Below are 15667 nucleotides of genomic sequence, written 5' to 3'. Positions count from 1 at the left end.
CCTGTTCCCATGCCGAACACAGAAGTTAAGCTCTTTAGCGCCGATGGTAGTCGGACTTACGTTCCGCAAGAGTAGGACGTTGCCAGGCAATTAGAGACCCAATCGGGTCTCTTTTTTTTGCCTTTTTTAGCGGATAATCAAAAAGAGCCTCCATGTTGTATAACATGAAGGCAGATAATAAACTATGACGCTGTATCTGGGTGTTGTTTGTCTACTTGGATGGAAATCAATAAAAAGATTAAACCGATTAATGTCAGCAATGGAGCGATCAAGCTTAAAGAAGCAATAGGCAAATGCGTGACTACGAGTCCGCCGACAAATGCGCCTAAAGCATTGCCCAAATTGAATGCCGATTGGTTAAGCGTACTTGCTAATGTCGGAGCATCTTGTGAAATAATGGTACTTTTAAATTGCAGTGAAGGGCTCATACTAAAGCCGATCACACCAAAGAGGAAAATACCTAAAACCATAATAATGCCATTCATTTGAATGAAATACAGCACAATGAAATAAAGAATAAAGACACTGAAAATCAGTTTTAATGCTTTGTTCAAATTCCAGTCTGCCAGTTTTCCGCCGATCATATTACCTAATGTGACACCCACACCGAAAATAATCAGCATAAAGGAAATCAGACTTTCTTTAATGTGCGATACATCTATCAAAATAGAAGAGATGTAAGTGAAATATGCAAAAACACTGCTGAAGCCGAAGAGCGTTACTGCTAAAGTCAGCCATAAACGTTTCTCTTTTAAGATCTTCAGCTCATTCAATACAGAGGATTGGGATGCTGCTTTAGGGTTAGGTACAAAAGCAATAATACCTAACAATGCTAAAAAGCCGATAATGGCAATCACAATAAATGTCATAGCCCATCCAAAATTTTGGCCGATTAAGGTGCCAAAGGGTACACCTAAAATGTTGCTGAGTGAAAGGCCCATGAACATCAGTGCCATTGCACTTGCACGATATTGAGGTTGAACCATATTAGCCGCAAGTATAGAACCGATGCCGAAAAATGAACCATGGGCAAGGGAAGTAATAATTCGTGCTGTCATCATGAAACCGTAACTTGTACTGAATGATGCGGCGATGTTGCCGATAATAAAAATAGACATCAGCAAAATCAGTAAATATTTTCTGTTTAATTTGATCGTGAGCATGACTAAAATCGGACCGCCGATTGCCACACCTAAAGCATAGCCTGTGATCAGCTGACCTGCTTGACTCACTGTTACTTTAAAATCATGCGCAATATTTGGAAGCAAACCCATAATGACGAATTCTGTCATTCCGATAGCGAATGCGCCGATAGCCAGCATCCATATTGCGATGGGATATTTCTTCACATTTACACCTCCGAAAAACGCAAATATGTTCCGATTATATAGAAGTCCATTAAGAGAGTCAATGTACAAAAATTATTCAAAAAATTAAGTGAACACTTTTGTGCTCACTTAATCTATGTGATAAGACATAACATGTTGCGGACCGGCATTACCGCCGATAACACGTCCTGTATCGTTATATCCTATTTTCTTATAAACATGAATTGCTTTAGGATTTTTGAAGTTTACGGAAAGAACAATTTCATCCACTTCTGGAAAATGCTGTTTGACATAATTCGGAAGCTGTTTTAGTGCACTTTGTGCAATTCCTTGGCCCTGCAGAGTTTCTGTCACAGAAAATGATTTGACCAAAATGGAATTTGGATTGTCAGTGAGTCCGAAACGTTCTTGATTTTGATTCAACCTTAAGAAGCCGGCAGGTAGTTGTTCATACAATACAATGACAGGATATTCTTGATCCGCTAAATCTTCTAATGCGGCTAAAGGCGTAAGTGCAAAGGCACTTTCTTCTTTTGCTATAGAGAACTCTGCGAGCTGTGCATTATATTTCGGAACATATGGGATTAATTGAATGGCATGCATAGTTTCCTCCTTATCGTACTAAAGTTTTGATTAATGCTCGCGTGTGCGCTTCTAATTCATCATCTGGAATGCCTCCAAAACCTACAATAAACTTAGGGGCATGCACATCATAATTTTCTTTCTTCATATAGTGCACCAAGGGTTTTAATTTTACATGATGCGTTTCTGCACGTTTTAAGATAGTATCCAAATCCAAACCATTTTTGACGGTCAATGTGAAGTGCATGCCGGTTGTGGCACCTTCTATCAGCAACTGATTTTTAAAAGGTGACAAAGCATCGATAATGTAAGTCAATTTATGACGATAAACTTTACGCATTTTATTTAAATGACGTTCGAATGAACCTTTTTCCATAAATTGTGCAACCATATACTGCATAGGTGCAGGGACTGTATTGCCTTCTTTGTCAGGCAATGCATCATAAGTTTGTATTAAGGCTTTAGGCAATACCATAAATGCGATACGACAGCTTGGAAAGAGTGATTTTGAAAAGGTACTTATATAAATAACCTTTCCCGTCGTATCCAAACTTTGCAAGGCAGGAATCGGCTTACTGAAATATCGGAACTCAGAATCATAATCATCTTCAATGATAAAGCGTTCAGGGTGCTGGTGGGCCCAGTTGATCAATTGTGTACGTGTTTTTAAATTCATCACATAACCAGTAGGGAATTGGTGTGAAGGTGTCACATATACAACTTGGCGATTGGAATTAAAGACTTGTTTCATATTTATACCGCTTTTCGTGACAGGTACTTGTTTATAATCCAATTCCTTTTTATCTAATACTTGCTTGATAGGAGGATAACTCGGATATTCAATGATGTAAGAGCGGTCTGTTAAGATATCAGTAACTTGGTTGATTAATTGTTCAGTAGAAGAACCGATAATAATCTGTTCTGGATGGCAATTCACACCTCGGCTGTTAAAGAGATAATGTGCAATCGCTTGTCTTAAACGATATTCGCCTTGCTGATGGCCAGGTTGTAAAATGTCCGGCATAGATTCATCAAAGACATCACGCGAATACTTGCGGAATTGCTGCCAAGGGAAGTGTTGTGTATCGATACGTGCCAGGTCAAAACTGAATTGTATATCAGAAGCAGCGGGTGCTTCTTTCTTAATATCTGCGACAGGGTTGTCTTTTGTCACAATCGGCAAAGATTCAATATCTGATACATAATAGCCTGAGCGCGGTTTTGAATAGATATAGCCTTCATCTAATAAGAACTGATAGGCATGCTCTATCGTTGTATTACTTAAGGAATGATGTTCTGCTAAACGGCGTTTAGACGGGAAACGGTCACCAGATTGATACTGTCCTTCAATGATTTGTTCTTTTAAAGTTTGATATAACTGCATGTATAAGGGTTGCTTCATTCAACTGACCTCCTATTATTTATCGAAATTGGTCCTTTAACACTATCAGTTTATCCTTTAAACTGGATTTAATCAATCAGAAAAGGGGTATTTAGTATGTCTAAAATTGTAGGCTCAGATCGAGTAAAACGAGGAATGGCTGAAATGCAAAAAGGCGGCGTTATCATGGACGTTGTCAATGCAGAACAAGCTAAAATTGCAGAAGAAGCAGGCGCAGTAGCAGTTATGGCGCTTGAACGTGTACCATCAGATATCAGAGCAGCTGGCGGAGTAGCACGTGCATGCAATCCTAAAATTGTACAAGAAGTTATGGATGCTGTTTCTATTCCTGTAATGGCTAAATGCCGTATCGGTCACATCACAGAAGCACGTGTATTAGAAGCAATGGGTGTAGACTATATCGATGAATCAGAAGTATTAACACCAGCAGATGAAGAGTATCACTTATTGAAAAGCGACTACACAGTACCATTCGTATGCGGCTGCCGCAACTTAGGCGAAGCTGCACGTCGTATCGGCGAAGGTGCTGCAATGTTACGTACAAAAGGTGAACCTGGTACAGGCAACATCGTTGAAGCTGTACGTCATATGCGTCAAGTTAATTCAGAAGTGGCTAAATTAACAGTAATGCCGGATGATGAAATCATGACATTCGCAAAAGAAATCGGTGCACCATATGAAGTCTTAAAATCAATCAAAGACAATGGCCGTTTACCAGTTGTTAACTTCGCAGCAGGCGGTGTTGCGACACCTCAAGATGCTGCGTTAATGATGCAATTAGGTGCTGATGGTGTATTCGTAGGTTCAGGTATCTTCAAATCAGACGATCCTGAAAAATTCGCAAAAGCAATTGTTCAAGCAACAACACACTATACTGATTACGAACTCATCGGTAAATTAGCTCAAGACTTAGGTGAAGCAATGAAAGGTTTAGATGTTAACCAATTATCATTAGAAGAACGTATGCAAGAGCGTGGCTGGTAAGATGAAAATCGGCGTATTAGCTTTGCAAGGTGCAGTGCGCGAGCACTTGCGCCATATTGAGTTAAGCGGTCACGAAGGTGTCGCAATCAAACGTGTTGAACAATTAGAAGAAATTGACGGTTTAATTTTGCCTGGAGGAGAATCAACGACATTGCGCCGTTTGATGAATCTCTACGGCTTTAAAGAAGCATTAGTCAATTCAGATTTGCCGATGTTCGGAACTTGTGCAGGCTTAATTGTCCTTGCTCAAGATATCGTCGGTGAAGAAGGTTACTTGAAGAAATTAGATATTACTGTTGAACGCAACTCATTCGGACGCCAAGTAGACAGTTTCGAGTCTGAATTAGACATTAACGGTATTGCAGAAGATATTGAAGCGGTCTTCATCAGAGCACCGCATATCGAAAAAGTAAACAGTGACAATGTAGAAGTATTAAGTACAGTCGGCGATAAAATCGTAGCAGTGAGAGAAGGCAACTATTTAGGTGTTTCTTTCCATCCTGAATTAACAGATGATTATCGTGTTACAGAATACTTTATTGATCATATTGTTGCTGAAAGTAAAAAAGCAAATGTATAAGCAATCAAAAACGAGCAGCCATTAAGGTTGCTCGCTTTTTTATGTTGCATTAAATTTTTCAAGATATATCAGACCCTCATGATCTGGTGTTTGATTGCCGTCTATATAATCATAGCCGCGTTTTCTATAGAATTGAACAGCCGTAATAGAAGCAGGGATAATCAGACGCTCTGCTCGATGATAATAATAGTCATCTTCCAAAGTATCCATAATCAATCTTCCGATACCTTGCTGCTGGTAATCAGGAGAGACAAAAATAGAAAAGAAGCACGATTCTGTTTCACTACCGTAATAAGGACCGATAGCACCTGTGGCGATTAATTGATCATTCATCTTGAAAACATAGAAATTGACGTGTTCTGCTTTATATTGAATGCTTTCAGGTGTGATATCTTTTGCGTAACTTTCGATATCTTCCTTCGGTTCATCTTTAATGTTTGTCGTTCTAAGCGTGTCGATTATTAAATCTACAACTGCTTGTGTATCTGTTTCTTGGAATTTACTGATGTGTATCTCATTCAATTTCATAGGGACACCTTCTTTTTATTTTGTGTATATATATTTAAATTATTCACCCACCATGGTTTCATCTTCAGCGAAAGGGTGGTGAATCGATTTAAATTCAGGTTCAAAAATCTAATATTTACAGTCTCTAGCAGATGAGCGTATGTTCATCATTTAGAATTAGCTTTGACAAACATTAAATCACTTACTATAAAGCGTCTCTTTAGATAACACTTATTTTCGCACCAAAATTAGTTATTTTAGTGTTATTACAGACTTCAGCCCCTCAAACAATAATTCTTCATAGACAATGTATTAACTAAAAAAGTAAAAAATAGATGCTAGAGAGAAAAAAGTTTAATCGATAGTTAAAATAGTTAGAATATTCTTATTTTAAAAATAGCAGTTTTGATGTGGATTTTCAAATGAATATTGATATTAAAGATAACTTGTTTTGCATTCCAAGGATACCTCAATATCCAACTACTTCCTTTTTAATGGTGCATAAACAAGTTGATTTCTATAGATTTTATGAAATATAATATAAGTGAAAAACGTTTGCATTTAAAATTCTAGGTTTGATTTTATGAAGTCGAAAAAAAGAAAGTTAAGTTTAGAAGAATTAAAATCTGTAAATGGTGGCGGTTTAGTAGGAATGGCAATATTTTGTGATTAATAATTTGAATGAAAAGTATGCTTGGGTATGTCTTTCTTTTAAACTTTAGATTGTAAATTTAAAAGAAAAGGAGATGTGACTTATGAAGTTACCTATTTTACTTCTATTATTATTACCTTTATTTATTAAAAAGATAAAGGACAAGAAAAAGAATCGTGATATTTGAGGAGATAAAATATAAGTACTATAAATAACTGTTACATAGAAAGACAAGACAGATAGTGGACCGATCTGGTCATAGAAGTAGTTAATGCAGATTTTGGCAATGTAAACTGGTCGGACAGGCTTTGGAATAATCAATACGAGTTACAAAAAGATTGTTCATAACAGAAGCATAACAGCCCCATACGTTGAAAACTGGTGGGATAAATTCTTTAAAGACAGAAAAGGTAAGTACAGCTTAAATGATGATGATGTAAAAGATATTAGTATAGAATTAAAAAACGATACTGCAAAAAGGGTTTTAGGCGCTACAATAGAAGTAGATTTAAACGATAATAATGATTCATATTGGGAAAAAAGAATTGAAATTTCAGATGAATTGTACAATAAAATCAAAAAAGAGATAAGTGCCAAGAAATAATAAATATATCTAAGAACACAGGACTAAATGAAAATACAATAAAACGTGTTTACGAGCATTTGTTTGAAAACAAATATCAACTCAGAAATGGTTTCAAAACTTTTGATTCAGATTATAATATTGCTTTTAGTTGGAATAGATTGAGTGCAGGGGATAATATTAAAAAAAGAGATATTATATTGAAGCATCATGAGGCACTCGAACATTATTTGACGAACAAGTATAATTATTCATATAGTAAAGCTCATAGCATTGTAGAAAGAAAATACAATTATTCACAAGAAGTGGAAGGGATAGGGTAATTAAATGTTAACAATAAAGTTACTAGAAAAAAATAAATCTTTTGTCACTTACAATTATTTTCCTGAAGATAGATCTGAGGAATACCAAGGGAAAGTTACAATTAGGCTAGCAGACAGAAAAGTAGTTGATGCAACGAAATCAGGTTTAGGCGGGTACTATTCTATTTATTTAGGCCATGCAATACAAAGAATAAAAGAGAACATAGGAAATAACGAATTCCCCGAAACTGATTTTGTAGCATGGGGGTAAGCACCTAACCAAAAACAGCGGTTAAGGTGCTATTTTTATACACTTTTTTAAGCTATCACATTAATTGAGGTCGACCCCCTTATGAATATGTGTCTGAAATTCGCAAGAAACAAGACCAAACCGTAAGCAATACAAAAAGATTGCTCATAACAAAAGCACAGAAACTGCAGTATAAAGAGACATTGGGCAATGATGTATAATACCAGTTCATAGCTAAATTAGACGAACGCGCAAGTAAGATATGCAGACAGAACGACGATAAAGTATTTTATGTTAAAGATATGGTGCCAGGTGTTAATGCACCGCCTATGCACCCGAATTGCAGAAGTACAACAGCGCCATATGTTGGTAACTGGCAAGATATATTCAGATCCAAAATCATTAGAATTAATAAAAAATGAGTTGCCAAAATCGTACAAGTTTTATGCGAAACTATTAGAAATTGCAGTGGAGGTGTTGAAAATTGGTTAATTATGAAAAAGTATTAAAAGAATACATTAAAAAGTTTGGTGAAGAACCAGAAACAATGTATATGCAAGTGACTACCGAACGGCAAAAAGTTTTAATTTTAAAAGAATGCATTAAAAAGAATGAAAGTTTATCTGATTTTTATGCAAATAAATATATTTTAAGCTAAGCTATCACATTTAATGTGGTGGCTTTTTATTATGCCCAAACCGTGCTCAATACTATAAGAGGTGCAAAACATGACAAACTTATTACAATCTGAACGCTTATTAAAGTTGAAACTGCAATTTTTCGCAGATAATGGAAATACTGGCCAAACTGAACAAAAAGAAAACGGTGAAAATGCAGAACCTGGGGACAATACTGAAACAAATTTGACACCCGAACAAAAATAGTTGATGACAAGGTCAACGAGGAAATGCAACGCAAAAAACGGCCTCCTGAAAAGGAAGCCGTTGTGTAGTAAGGTGCTTACATGAAGAATCCTGCAATTGCTGCAGAAATAAATGATACAAGTGTTGCACCGAATAAAAGTTTAAGACCGAAGCGGGCAACCACGTCGCCTTTTTCGTTGTTTAAAGATTTGATGGCACCTGAAATGATACCGATTGAACTGAAGTTCGCAAATGATACTAAGAATACAGATGTAATGCCGACTGCACGCTCTGATAAGCCTTGCATTTTGCCTAAATCAAGCATTGCAACGAATTCGTTAGATAATAATTTAGTCGCCATTAATGAGCCTGCTTTCACTGCATCTCCCCAAGGAATACCTGTTAAGAATGCAAATGGTGCAAACACAAATCCGATTAATGTTTGGAAGTCCCATTTGATTGCGCCGCCAGATACGCCAGAGAAAATACCGCTGACAATACCATTTAATAAAGCGATAATAGCGATATAACCGATTAACATCGCACCTACAATCACTGCCACTTTAAAGCCGTCTAAAATATATTCTCCCAACATTTCAAAGAACGACTGTTTTGCGCCTGTCTCTTCGACTAATAGTTTATCGTCTTTTTCATCCACTGTATAAGGGTTGATGATTGAAGCGATAATGAAACCGCCGAATAAGTTTAAGACAATCGCTGTTACCACATATTTAGGATCTAATAATGTAAAGTATGCACCGATAATTGAAGCGGAAACTGTAGACATCGCAGAAGCAGTTAAAGTATATAAACGCTGCTTAGGTATGTAAGGCAGTTGTTTTTTCAATGAAATGAATACTTCAGATTGTCCTAAAATCGCAGCTGCTACGGCATTATAAGATTCTAAACGTCCCATACCGTTGATTTTTGAAATCAAGAAACCTAAAACATTAATAATAAGCGGTAAGATTTTTGTATATTGCAAGATCCCGATAATCGCAGAGATAAATACGATCGGCAATAATACGTTAAAGAAGAACGGCGGGTTTTTAGGGTCTACATATTTAAACCCTCCAAACACGAAATTAACTCCTTCTGCTGCTTTAGACAACAGGTAAGAGAAGCCATGGGCAATGCCACCAATTACAGTAATTCCCACATTTGTTTTTAATAGTAGGAAAGCGAAGATGAATTGGATGACAAGCAAGATACCCACATATTTCCATTTGATATTCTTCTTATCAGAACTGAAAACAAATGCAAGTGCTAAAAAGAAAACAATCCCAATTAAAGCAATAAGTATATGCATGGTTTAACTTCATCCTTTATTTTTTATTTCATCCAATATGATACAGGAAAATAACGCTCACGAACATCCTAATTTTAAGGTTGTCGAAAATTTTTTAAATCATATTGGTTGAAAAAGGTCAAAGTTGGTCATATAATATAGTCAAAGAAGGTCAAAAAAAGGGGTGATATCCATGCACAATATGTCCGACATCATAGAACAGTACATTAAACATTTATTTGAGGAATCAAATAAAGATGTTGTTGAGATACAACGAGCGAATATTGCTCAACGCTTTGACTGTGTGCCTTCTCAGCTTAATTATGTAATTAAGACAAGATTCACCAATGAACACGGTTATGAAATTGAAAGTAAACGCGGTGGTGGAGGTTATATCCGAATCACGAAAGTTGAAACTAAGGATACGAAGGGTTACATTGATCACCTCTTACAAATCATCGGCGATTCTATTTCTCAGCAACAAGCACATTATGTGATCGAAGGATTGCTTGATAATCAATATATTACACTGCGCGAAGCCAAAATGATGCTTGCAGTGATAGATAGAGACACACTTAGAATGGAAGTTGTCGCAAGAGATATTGTTCGAGCAAATATATTGAAACAGCTGTTACCGGTCATTAATTACTATTAATAGATAGGAGGCTGCACATGGCTGACAAATCAATGCATACACCAAAGTCTGATAAGCACAGCGAAAATGAAATACAACCTAAAACAATAAAGAGAGTAATAGCAGAAAGTAATGAAGAGGAACCTACATGGCAGAACAATCAAGATGACATGGAAGGCTCTTTTGTTATAAAACAAATCCTTCAGCATTTGGCTTCTAAGCACGGTATACAATTAGAAGACTTAACAATCAGAGAAGAAAAGAAATGCCCGAATTGCCATATGACACTGAAAGATATTGCATATAAAGGGAAGTTTGGGTGTGCACAATGTTACACTACTTTTAAAGAGGATATTGTGGATATTGTCAGACGTGTGCAAGGCGGTCAAATCGAGCATGTCGGCAAGACACCAGTCTCCTCTCAGCACAAATTAGCGATTAAGAAACAAATAGAAGCAAAAGATAAATATTTACAAGAATTGATAGAGAAACAAGAATTTGAAGAAGCTGCGGTTGTCCGCGATGAGATTAAAGCACTAAAAGAAGAAAGCGAGGGATAATACATGAGCGAACATTCAATGTACATGAGTAATTGGATGCAGCAAGACGCTGCAACACCAGTGGTGATGTCTTCACGTATTCGACTTGCCAGAAACTTGAATAATCATGTTCATCCCTTAATGTTTACTTCAGATGTTGAAGGACAAAAAGTCATCAACGAAGTACAAGATGCTTTGCCGGATTTGAAAGTTATCAACCTTCAAATGATTGAGCAGACAGATAAACTGAAATTAGTTGCGAAACATCTCATCAGTAAAGAACTAATAGAGCAGCCGGCTTCAGCAGTATTGTTGAATGAAGATGAATCATTAAGCATAATGGTAAATGAAGAAGATCATATCAGAATACAGACAATGAGTTCAGATATGGACTTGGAACGCTTATATCAAAGCGCTTCAGAAATAGATAATCGGCTTGATCGCGCTTTAGATATCAGTTTCGATGAACAACTCGGCTATCTAACGACTTGTCCGACAAACATCGGAACAGGTATGCGTGCGAGTGTCATGCTGCACTTGCCGGGACTTTCGATTATGAAACGCATGAATCGTATTGCACAAACAATTAATCGTTTCGGCTTTACAATCCGCGGTATTTTCGGAGAAGGTTCTCAAGTGTACGGACACATTTATCAAGTTTCAAACCAGTTGACCTTGGGAAGAACGGAAGAACAAATCATTGAAACTCTAACAGAAATTGTTCAGCAGATTATTGCTGAAGAAATGCAGATCCGCAAGCAATTAGACTATCACAGTCTTATTGAAATGCAAGACCGCATTTACCGTTCGCTGGGTCTGCTGCGCTATAGCCGTATGATTTCTATGGAAGAAGCATCAACGCGTTTGAGCGAAGTCAAATTAGGTATTGATTTAGGCTACATTGATGAATTGCCTGACTTTAATTTCAACCAAATGATGGTCGCAATTCAATCGCCATTCTTAATAGACGAAAACAATCGAATTTCAATTAAAGAACAAAGAGCAAATGTAATCAGAGAACATATAAAATAGGAGGTTTTGCTATGTTATTCGGCAGATTAACAGAACGTGCACAACGTGTATTAGCACATGCACAAGAAGAAGCGATTCGTTTGAATCACTCAAATATCGGAACGGAACACTTGCTGCTTGGATTAATGAAAGAACCTGAGGGTATTGCAGCAAAAGTATTAGAAAGTTTCGGTATTACAGAAGACTTGGTTGTATCAGAAGTTGAAAAACTGATCGGTCAAGGCCAAGAACAAATCGGTACATTGCACTATACACCAAGAGCTAAGAAAGTCATTGAACTTTCAATGGACGAAGCACGCAAATTACACCATAACTTCGTCGGAACAGAGCATATCCTGCTTGGTTTAATCCGCGAAAACGAAGGTGTAGCTGCACGTGTATTCGCAAACTTGGATTTAAATATTACAAAAGCACGCGCACAAGTGGTTAAAGCACTTGGCAGTCCTGAAATGAGCAATAAAAATGCACAAGCTGCTAAATCAAACAACACACCTACGTTAGACGGCTTGGCACGCGACTTAACAGTCATCGCAAAAGACGGCACATTAGATCCGGTTGTCGGACGCGATAAAGAAATTACACGTGTCATTGAAGTATTAAGCCGCCGTACTAAAAACAACCCAGTATTGATTGGTGAACCTGGGGTAGGTAAAACAGCAATTGCTGAAGGCTTAGCACAAGCAATCGTAAATAATGAAGTACCAGAAACATTAAAAGGCAAACGTGTAATGTCTCTTGATATGGGTACAGTTGTTGCCGGTACAAAATACCGCGGTGAATTCGAAGAAAGATTGAAAAAAGTTATGGAAGAAATTCACCAAGCAGGCAACGTTATCTTATTCATCGATGAATTGCACACATTAATCGGTGCCGGCGGTGCTGAAGGTGCTATTGATGCTTCAAACATCTTAAAACCAGCATTAGCACGCGGTGAACTGCAAGCAATCGGTGCAACAACATTAGATGAATACCGTAAACACATTGAAAAAGATGCAGCATTAGAACGTCGTTTCCAACCTGTACAAGTTGATGAACCGACAGTTGAAGATACAATTGCTATCTTAAAAGGTTTACGCGATCGTTACGAAGCGCATCACCGTATTAATATTTCTGATGAAGCGGTTGAAGCAGCTGCGCGTTTAAGCGACCGTTATGTTTCAGATCGTTTCTTACCAGACAAAGCAATCGACTTAATCGATGAAGCAAGTTCAAAAGTAAGACTGAAAAGTCATACGACACCTTCAAACTTGAAAGAAATCGAACAAGAAATTGAAAAAGTTAAAAATGAAAAAGACGCAGCAGTACATTCACAAGAATTCGAAAACGCTGCGAACCTTCGCGATAAACAAACAAAATTAGAAAAACAATATGAAGAAGCGAAAAATGAATGGAAAAATGCACAAGGCGGTTCTAACACATCATTAACAGAAAACGATATCGCTGAAGTTATTGCCGGATGGACAGGCATTCCATTAACACGCTTGAACGAAACAGAATCTGAACGTCTGCTTAACTTAGAGGACACATTGCACAAACGTGTAATTGGTCAAAAAGATGCTGTGACTTCAATCAGTAAAGCAGTACGTCGTGCACGTGCAGGTCTTAAAGACCCTAAACGTCCAATCGGAAGCTTCATCTTCTTAGGACCGACAGGTGTAGGTAAAACTGAATTAGTACGCGCATTAGCAGAATCAATGTTCGGCGACGAAGATGCAATGATTCGTGTCGACATGAGTGAATTCATGGAAAAACACGCAGTGAGTCGTTTAGTCGGAGCGCCTCCGGGCTATGTAGGTCATGATGACGGCGGTCAATTAACTGAAAAAGTAAGACGCAAACCTTACTCAGTTATCTTATTCGACGAAGTCGAAAAAGCACACCCTGATGTATTCAACATCATGCTTCAAGTTTTAGATGATGGTTTCTTAACGGATACAAAAGGACGTCGTGTAGACTTCCGCAATACAGTGATTATTATGACTTCAAACGTCGGCGCACAAGAACTTCAAGATCAACGCTTCGCTGGTTTCGGCGGCGGTAATGATGAAGGTGCGGACTATGAAACAATCCGCAGTACAATGTTGAAAGAACTGAAAAATGCATTCCGTCCAGAGTTCTTAAACCGTGTCGATGATATCATTGTCTTCCACAAACTTGATAAAGCTGAATTGAAAGAAATTGTTACGAAAATGGTTAACCAGCTTACAGATCGTTTATCTGAACAAGATATTAATATCGAAGTAACTGAAGCAGCGAAAGAAAAAATCGCTGAAGAAGGTTATGACCCTCAATACGGTGCACGTCCATTAATCAGAGCAATTCAAAAAACAGTTGAAGATAACTTAAGTGAATTGATCTTAGACGGCAACCAATTAGAAGGCAAAGATGTTGTAGTGGACCATAACGGTGAAAAATTCGAATATAATATTAATGATCGCAAAACAGATGAAACTGAAACTACAGCAACAAAAGCATAAGCGATGTTGAAGTAATATCAGTATTTGTTGAGCAAAGGCTCCTTTTGAAGCAGCAGCTGAAATCAGTGCTGCTTAAAGGGAGTCTTTTTATATTTTGAGGTTATAATAGGTTAAAGGTGTTATAATATGTGACCGCAAAGAAATCTGATATGATTATTTTAAATCATACTATTTATGATTGTGAGCAGACAGGATTCAGGTATAAAATAGTAAAGCAATCATTAATAGCATTTAAATGCATAAAGCGGTAAAATAGATATGTTTTTCACATAAAAATAGGTGGTGTAAATTTGGCGAAAAAGAAAGTGACATTCGAGTGTATGGCTTGTGGTTACCAATCACCGAAATGGATGGGGAAATGCCCGAATTGCGGAGCTTGGAACCAAATGGAAGAGGTAATCTCTCAAAAAGAAACACCCAGCGGAAGAGGGATGCGTACACGCGAACAAACAGCTAAAGTAACAAAATTAAATCAAGTGCAGCATGAAACGACACCGCGTATCCACACGAGCTCGCCTGAATTTGATCGTGTCTTGGGCGGAGGTATTGTACAAGGTTCGCTAGTGCTTATCGGCGGCGACCCGGGTATCGGGAAATCTACATTGCTGCTGCAGATTTGTTCTGCATTATCTCAAAATAAGAAAGTATTATATATTACCGGTGAGGAATCACTGAACCAAACCAAATTGCGTGCAGATCGCTTAGAAGAAGATTCAAGTCAATTGAATGTATTTGCGGAAACGGATTTAGAAGTGATTAAAGAGGCCGTAAAACAAACACAGCCTGATTTAGTCGTAGTAGACTCTATTCAAACTGTCTATCATCCTGATATCAGTTCAGCACCAGGTTCAGTATCGCAAGTCAGAGAAAGTACGCAAATCTTGATGGGAATCGCAAAACAGATGAACATTGCGACATTTATTGTGGGACACGTGACCAAAGAAGGTCAAATTGCCGGACCGCGTTTATTAGAACATATGGTGGATACCGTCTTATACTTCGAAGGCGATGAGCACCATGCATACAGAATTTTGCGTGCAGTGAAAAACCGTTTCGGTTCAACCAATGAAATGGGTATTTTCGAAATGAAACACAGTGGTTTAAAAGGAGTCAAAAACCCTTCAGAAATGTTTTTAGAAGAACGTTCAACGAATGTTGCGGGTTCAACGATTGTGCCGACTATGGAAGGAACACGTCCTTTATTAATTGAAGTACAAGCCTTAGTCACACCGACGACATTCAATAACCCGAGACGTATGGCGACAGGGATTGATCATAACCGCTTGAACTTGCTGATGGCGGTCTTAGAGAAGAAAGAAAGCTACCTGCTTCAGCAGCAAGATGCGTACGTTAAAGTGGCAGGCGGTGTACGTCTGACAGAACCTGCAGTCGACTTGGCTATCATCGCAGCAGTTGCATCCAGCTTCAAAGACCAGCCGGTCAATGGTATGGATTGCTTTGTCGGTGAGGTTGGTTTAACGGGGGAAGTACGTCGTGTATCACGTATTGAACAACGTGTGCAAGAGGCAGCGAAACTCGGATTTAAACGTGTCATTATTCCTAAAACAAATATAGGAGGTTGGGATTTTCCTGACAATATTCAAGTCATCGGTGTAACCAGTGTGCATGAAGCATTGAATTTTGCATTGATGAAAAGCTGATAC

At 37.8% G+C, this 15667-nt stretch carries 14 protein-coding genes, 1 rRNA gene and 2 pseudogenes; 12 read left to right on the top strand and 5 right to left on the bottom strand.

The features are described from left to right. A 5S ribosomal RNA gene (gene rrf / locus DVJ99_RS09190) occupies positions 1-88 on the top strand; the annotation flags it as partial. Positions 89-182: 94 nt separating this feature from the next. Here the strand turns inward: rrf and DVJ99_RS09185 are convergent. The 3 genes from DVJ99_RS09185 to pdxR form a co-directional block, all read right to left on the bottom strand. Further along, on the bottom strand, positions 183-1322 hold the full coding sequence (locus DVJ99_RS09185) for an MFS transporter (RefSeq protein WP_114603990.1): 1140 nt from the start codon (positions 1320-1322) through the stop codon (positions 183-185). Between the two features lie 135 nt (positions 1323-1457). Continuing rightward, complete coding sequence (locus DVJ99_RS09180; RefSeq protein ID WP_114603982.1) at positions 1458-1931, bottom strand: GNAT family N-acetyltransferase; 474 nt, start codon at positions 1929-1931, stop codon at positions 1458-1460. 10 nt (positions 1932-1941) lie between these two features. After that, positions 1942-3312: a MocR-like pyridoxine biosynthesis transcription factor PdxR gene (gene pdxR, locus DVJ99_RS09175; RefSeq protein ID WP_114603981.1), complete on the bottom strand. Its 1371-nt coding sequence runs from the start codon at positions 3310-3312 to the stop codon at positions 1942-1944. A 96-nt stretch (positions 3313-3408) separates the two neighbouring features. Between pdxR and pdxS the strand changes: the two genes are divergently transcribed. Both pdxS and pdxT read left to right on the top strand, forming a co-directional pair. Next, entirely contained in the window at positions 3409-4296 is an 888-nt protein-coding gene (pdxS, locus tag DVJ99_RS09170) for a pyridoxal 5'-phosphate synthase lyase subunit PdxS (protein ID WP_114603980.1), read from the top strand. A gap of 1 nt (position 4297) precedes the next feature. Then, entirely contained in the window at positions 4298-4876 is a 579-nt protein-coding gene (gene pdxT / locus DVJ99_RS09165; RefSeq protein WP_114603979.1) for a pyridoxal 5'-phosphate synthase glutaminase subunit PdxT, read from the top strand. Positions 4877-4915: 39 nt separating this feature from the next. Here the strand turns inward: pdxT and DVJ99_RS09160 are convergent, their stop codons facing one another. Continuing rightward, the gene (locus tag DVJ99_RS09160) at positions 4916-5404 is read right to left on the bottom strand and encodes a GNAT family N-acetyltransferase (protein ID WP_114603978.1); all 489 of its coding nucleotides are present in this window, start codon (positions 5402-5404) and stop codon (positions 4916-4918) included. A gap of 1541 nt (positions 5405-6945) precedes the next feature. On the opposite strand from DVJ99_RS09160, the gene DVJ99_RS09150 reads away from it, so the two are divergent. The 4 genes and pseudogenes from DVJ99_RS09150 to DVJ99_RS13130 all read left to right on the top strand — a co-directional run bounded on the left by DVJ99_RS09150 (position 6946) and on the right by DVJ99_RS13130 (position 8054). Further along, entirely contained in the window at positions 6946-7191 is a 246-nt protein-coding gene (locus DVJ99_RS09150; RefSeq protein WP_114603977.1) for a hypothetical protein, read from the top strand. Positions 7192-7259: 68 nt separating this feature from the next. Then, positions 7260-7559 (top strand): annotated as a pseudogene (locus tag DVJ99_RS13475) (minor capsid protein); the annotation flags it as partial. Between the two features lie 95 nt (positions 7560-7654). Continuing rightward, on the top strand, positions 7655-7828 hold the full coding sequence (locus DVJ99_RS13135) for a hypothetical protein (protein WP_162912167.1): 174 nt from the start codon (positions 7655-7657) through the stop codon (positions 7826-7828). 70 nt (positions 7829-7898) lie between these two features. Next, entirely contained in the window at positions 7899-8054 is a 156-nt protein-coding gene (locus DVJ99_RS13130; RefSeq protein ID WP_162912166.1) for a hypothetical protein, read from the top strand. Positions 8055-8130: 76 nt separating this feature from the next. Here DVJ99_RS13130 and DVJ99_RS09140 read toward each other — a convergent pair whose 3' ends face one another. Next, positions 8131-9342, bottom strand: a complete 1212-nt coding sequence (locus DVJ99_RS09140) for a NupC/NupG family nucleoside CNT transporter (RefSeq protein WP_105994737.1) — start codon at positions 9340-9342, stop codon at positions 8131-8133. A 172-nt stretch (positions 9343-9514) separates the two neighbouring features. Here DVJ99_RS09140 and DVJ99_RS09135 point away from each other — a divergent pair, with 172 nt between their 5' ends. The 5 genes and pseudogenes from DVJ99_RS09135 (at position 9515) to radA (ending at position 15664) form a co-directional block, all read left to right on the top strand. After that, entirely contained in the window at positions 9515-9976 is a 462-nt protein-coding gene (locus tag DVJ99_RS09135) for a CtsR family transcriptional regulator (protein WP_114603976.1), read from the top strand. 134 nt (positions 9977-10110) lie between these two features. Then, positions 10111-10515 (top strand): annotated as a pseudogene (locus DVJ99_RS09130) (UvrB/UvrC motif-containing protein); the annotation flags it as partial. Positions 10516-10518: 3 nt separating this feature from the next. Continuing rightward, positions 10519-11526 carry a protein arginine kinase gene (locus DVJ99_RS09125; RefSeq protein ID WP_105994735.1) on the top strand — a complete coding sequence of 336 codons (1008 nt, stop codon included), beginning with the start codon at positions 10519-10521 and terminating at the stop codon, positions 11524-11526. An 11-nt stretch (positions 11527-11537) separates the two neighbouring features. Beyond that, the gene (locus tag DVJ99_RS09120) at positions 11538-14003 is read left to right on the top strand and encodes an ATP-dependent Clp protease ATP-binding subunit (RefSeq protein WP_114603975.1); all 2466 of its coding nucleotides are present in this window, start codon (positions 11538-11540) and stop codon (positions 14001-14003) included. Positions 14004-14293: 290 nt separating this feature from the next. Further along, on the top strand, positions 14294-15664 hold the full coding sequence (gene radA, locus DVJ99_RS09115) for a DNA repair protein RadA (RefSeq protein ID WP_114603974.1): 1371 nt from the start codon (positions 14294-14296) through the stop codon (positions 15662-15664). Positions 15665-15667 lie beyond the last annotated feature (3 nt).

Source organism: Staphylococcus sp. EZ-P03, from assembly GCF_003344575.1.
In the GTDB taxonomy this organism is placed as follows: domain Bacteria; phylum Bacillota; class Bacilli; order Staphylococcales; family Staphylococcaceae; genus Staphylococcus; species Staphylococcus simulans_B.
The sequence above is the reverse complement of the archived record's forward strand: the minus strand, read 5'-3'. Positions and strand labels throughout refer to the sequence as shown.

What these genes read in the sequence shown, in the direction of transcription:
- DVJ99_RS09185 (WP_114603990.1), bottom strand. Translation starts at nt 1,322, where the DNA reads ATGCTGGCTATCGGCGCATTCGCTATCGGAATGACAGAATTCGTCATT.
- DVJ99_RS09180 (WP_114603982.1), bottom strand. Translation starts at nt 1,931, where the DNA reads ATGCATGCCATTCAATTAATCCCATATGTTCCGAAATATAATGCACAG.
- pdxR (WP_114603981.1), bottom strand. Translation starts at nt 3,312, where the DNA reads ATGAAGCAACCCTTATACATGCAGTTATATCAAACTTTAAAAGAACAA.
- pdxS (WP_114603980.1), top strand. Translation starts at nt 3,409, where the DNA reads ATGTCTAAAATTGTAGGCTCAGATCGAGTAAAACGAGGAATGGCTGAA.
- pdxT (WP_114603979.1), top strand. Translation starts at nt 4,298, where the DNA reads ATGAAAATCGGCGTATTAGCTTTGCAAGGTGCAGTGCGCGAGCACTTG.
- DVJ99_RS09160 (WP_114603978.1), bottom strand. Translation starts at nt 5,404, where the DNA reads ATGAAATTGAATGAGATACACATCAGTAAATTCCAAGAAACAGATACA.
- DVJ99_RS09150 (WP_114603977.1), top strand. Translation starts at nt 6,946, where the DNA reads ATGTTAACAATAAAGTTACTAGAAAAAAATAAATCTTTTGTCACTTAC.
- DVJ99_RS13130 (WP_162912166.1), top strand. Translation starts at nt 7,899, where the DNA reads ATGACAAACTTATTACAATCTGAACGCTTATTAAAGTTGAAACTGCAA.
- DVJ99_RS09140 (WP_105994737.1), bottom strand. Translation starts at nt 9,342, where the DNA reads ATGCATATACTTATTGCTTTAATTGGGATTGTTTTCTTTTTAGCACTT.
- DVJ99_RS09135 (WP_114603976.1), top strand. Translation starts at nt 9,515, where the DNA reads ATGCACAATATGTCCGACATCATAGAACAGTACATTAAACATTTATTT.
- DVJ99_RS09125 (WP_105994735.1), top strand. Translation starts at nt 10,519, where the DNA reads ATGAGCGAACATTCAATGTACATGAGTAATTGGATGCAGCAAGACGCT.
- DVJ99_RS09120 (WP_114603975.1), top strand. Translation starts at nt 11,538, where the DNA reads ATGTTATTCGGCAGATTAACAGAACGTGCACAACGTGTATTAGCACAT.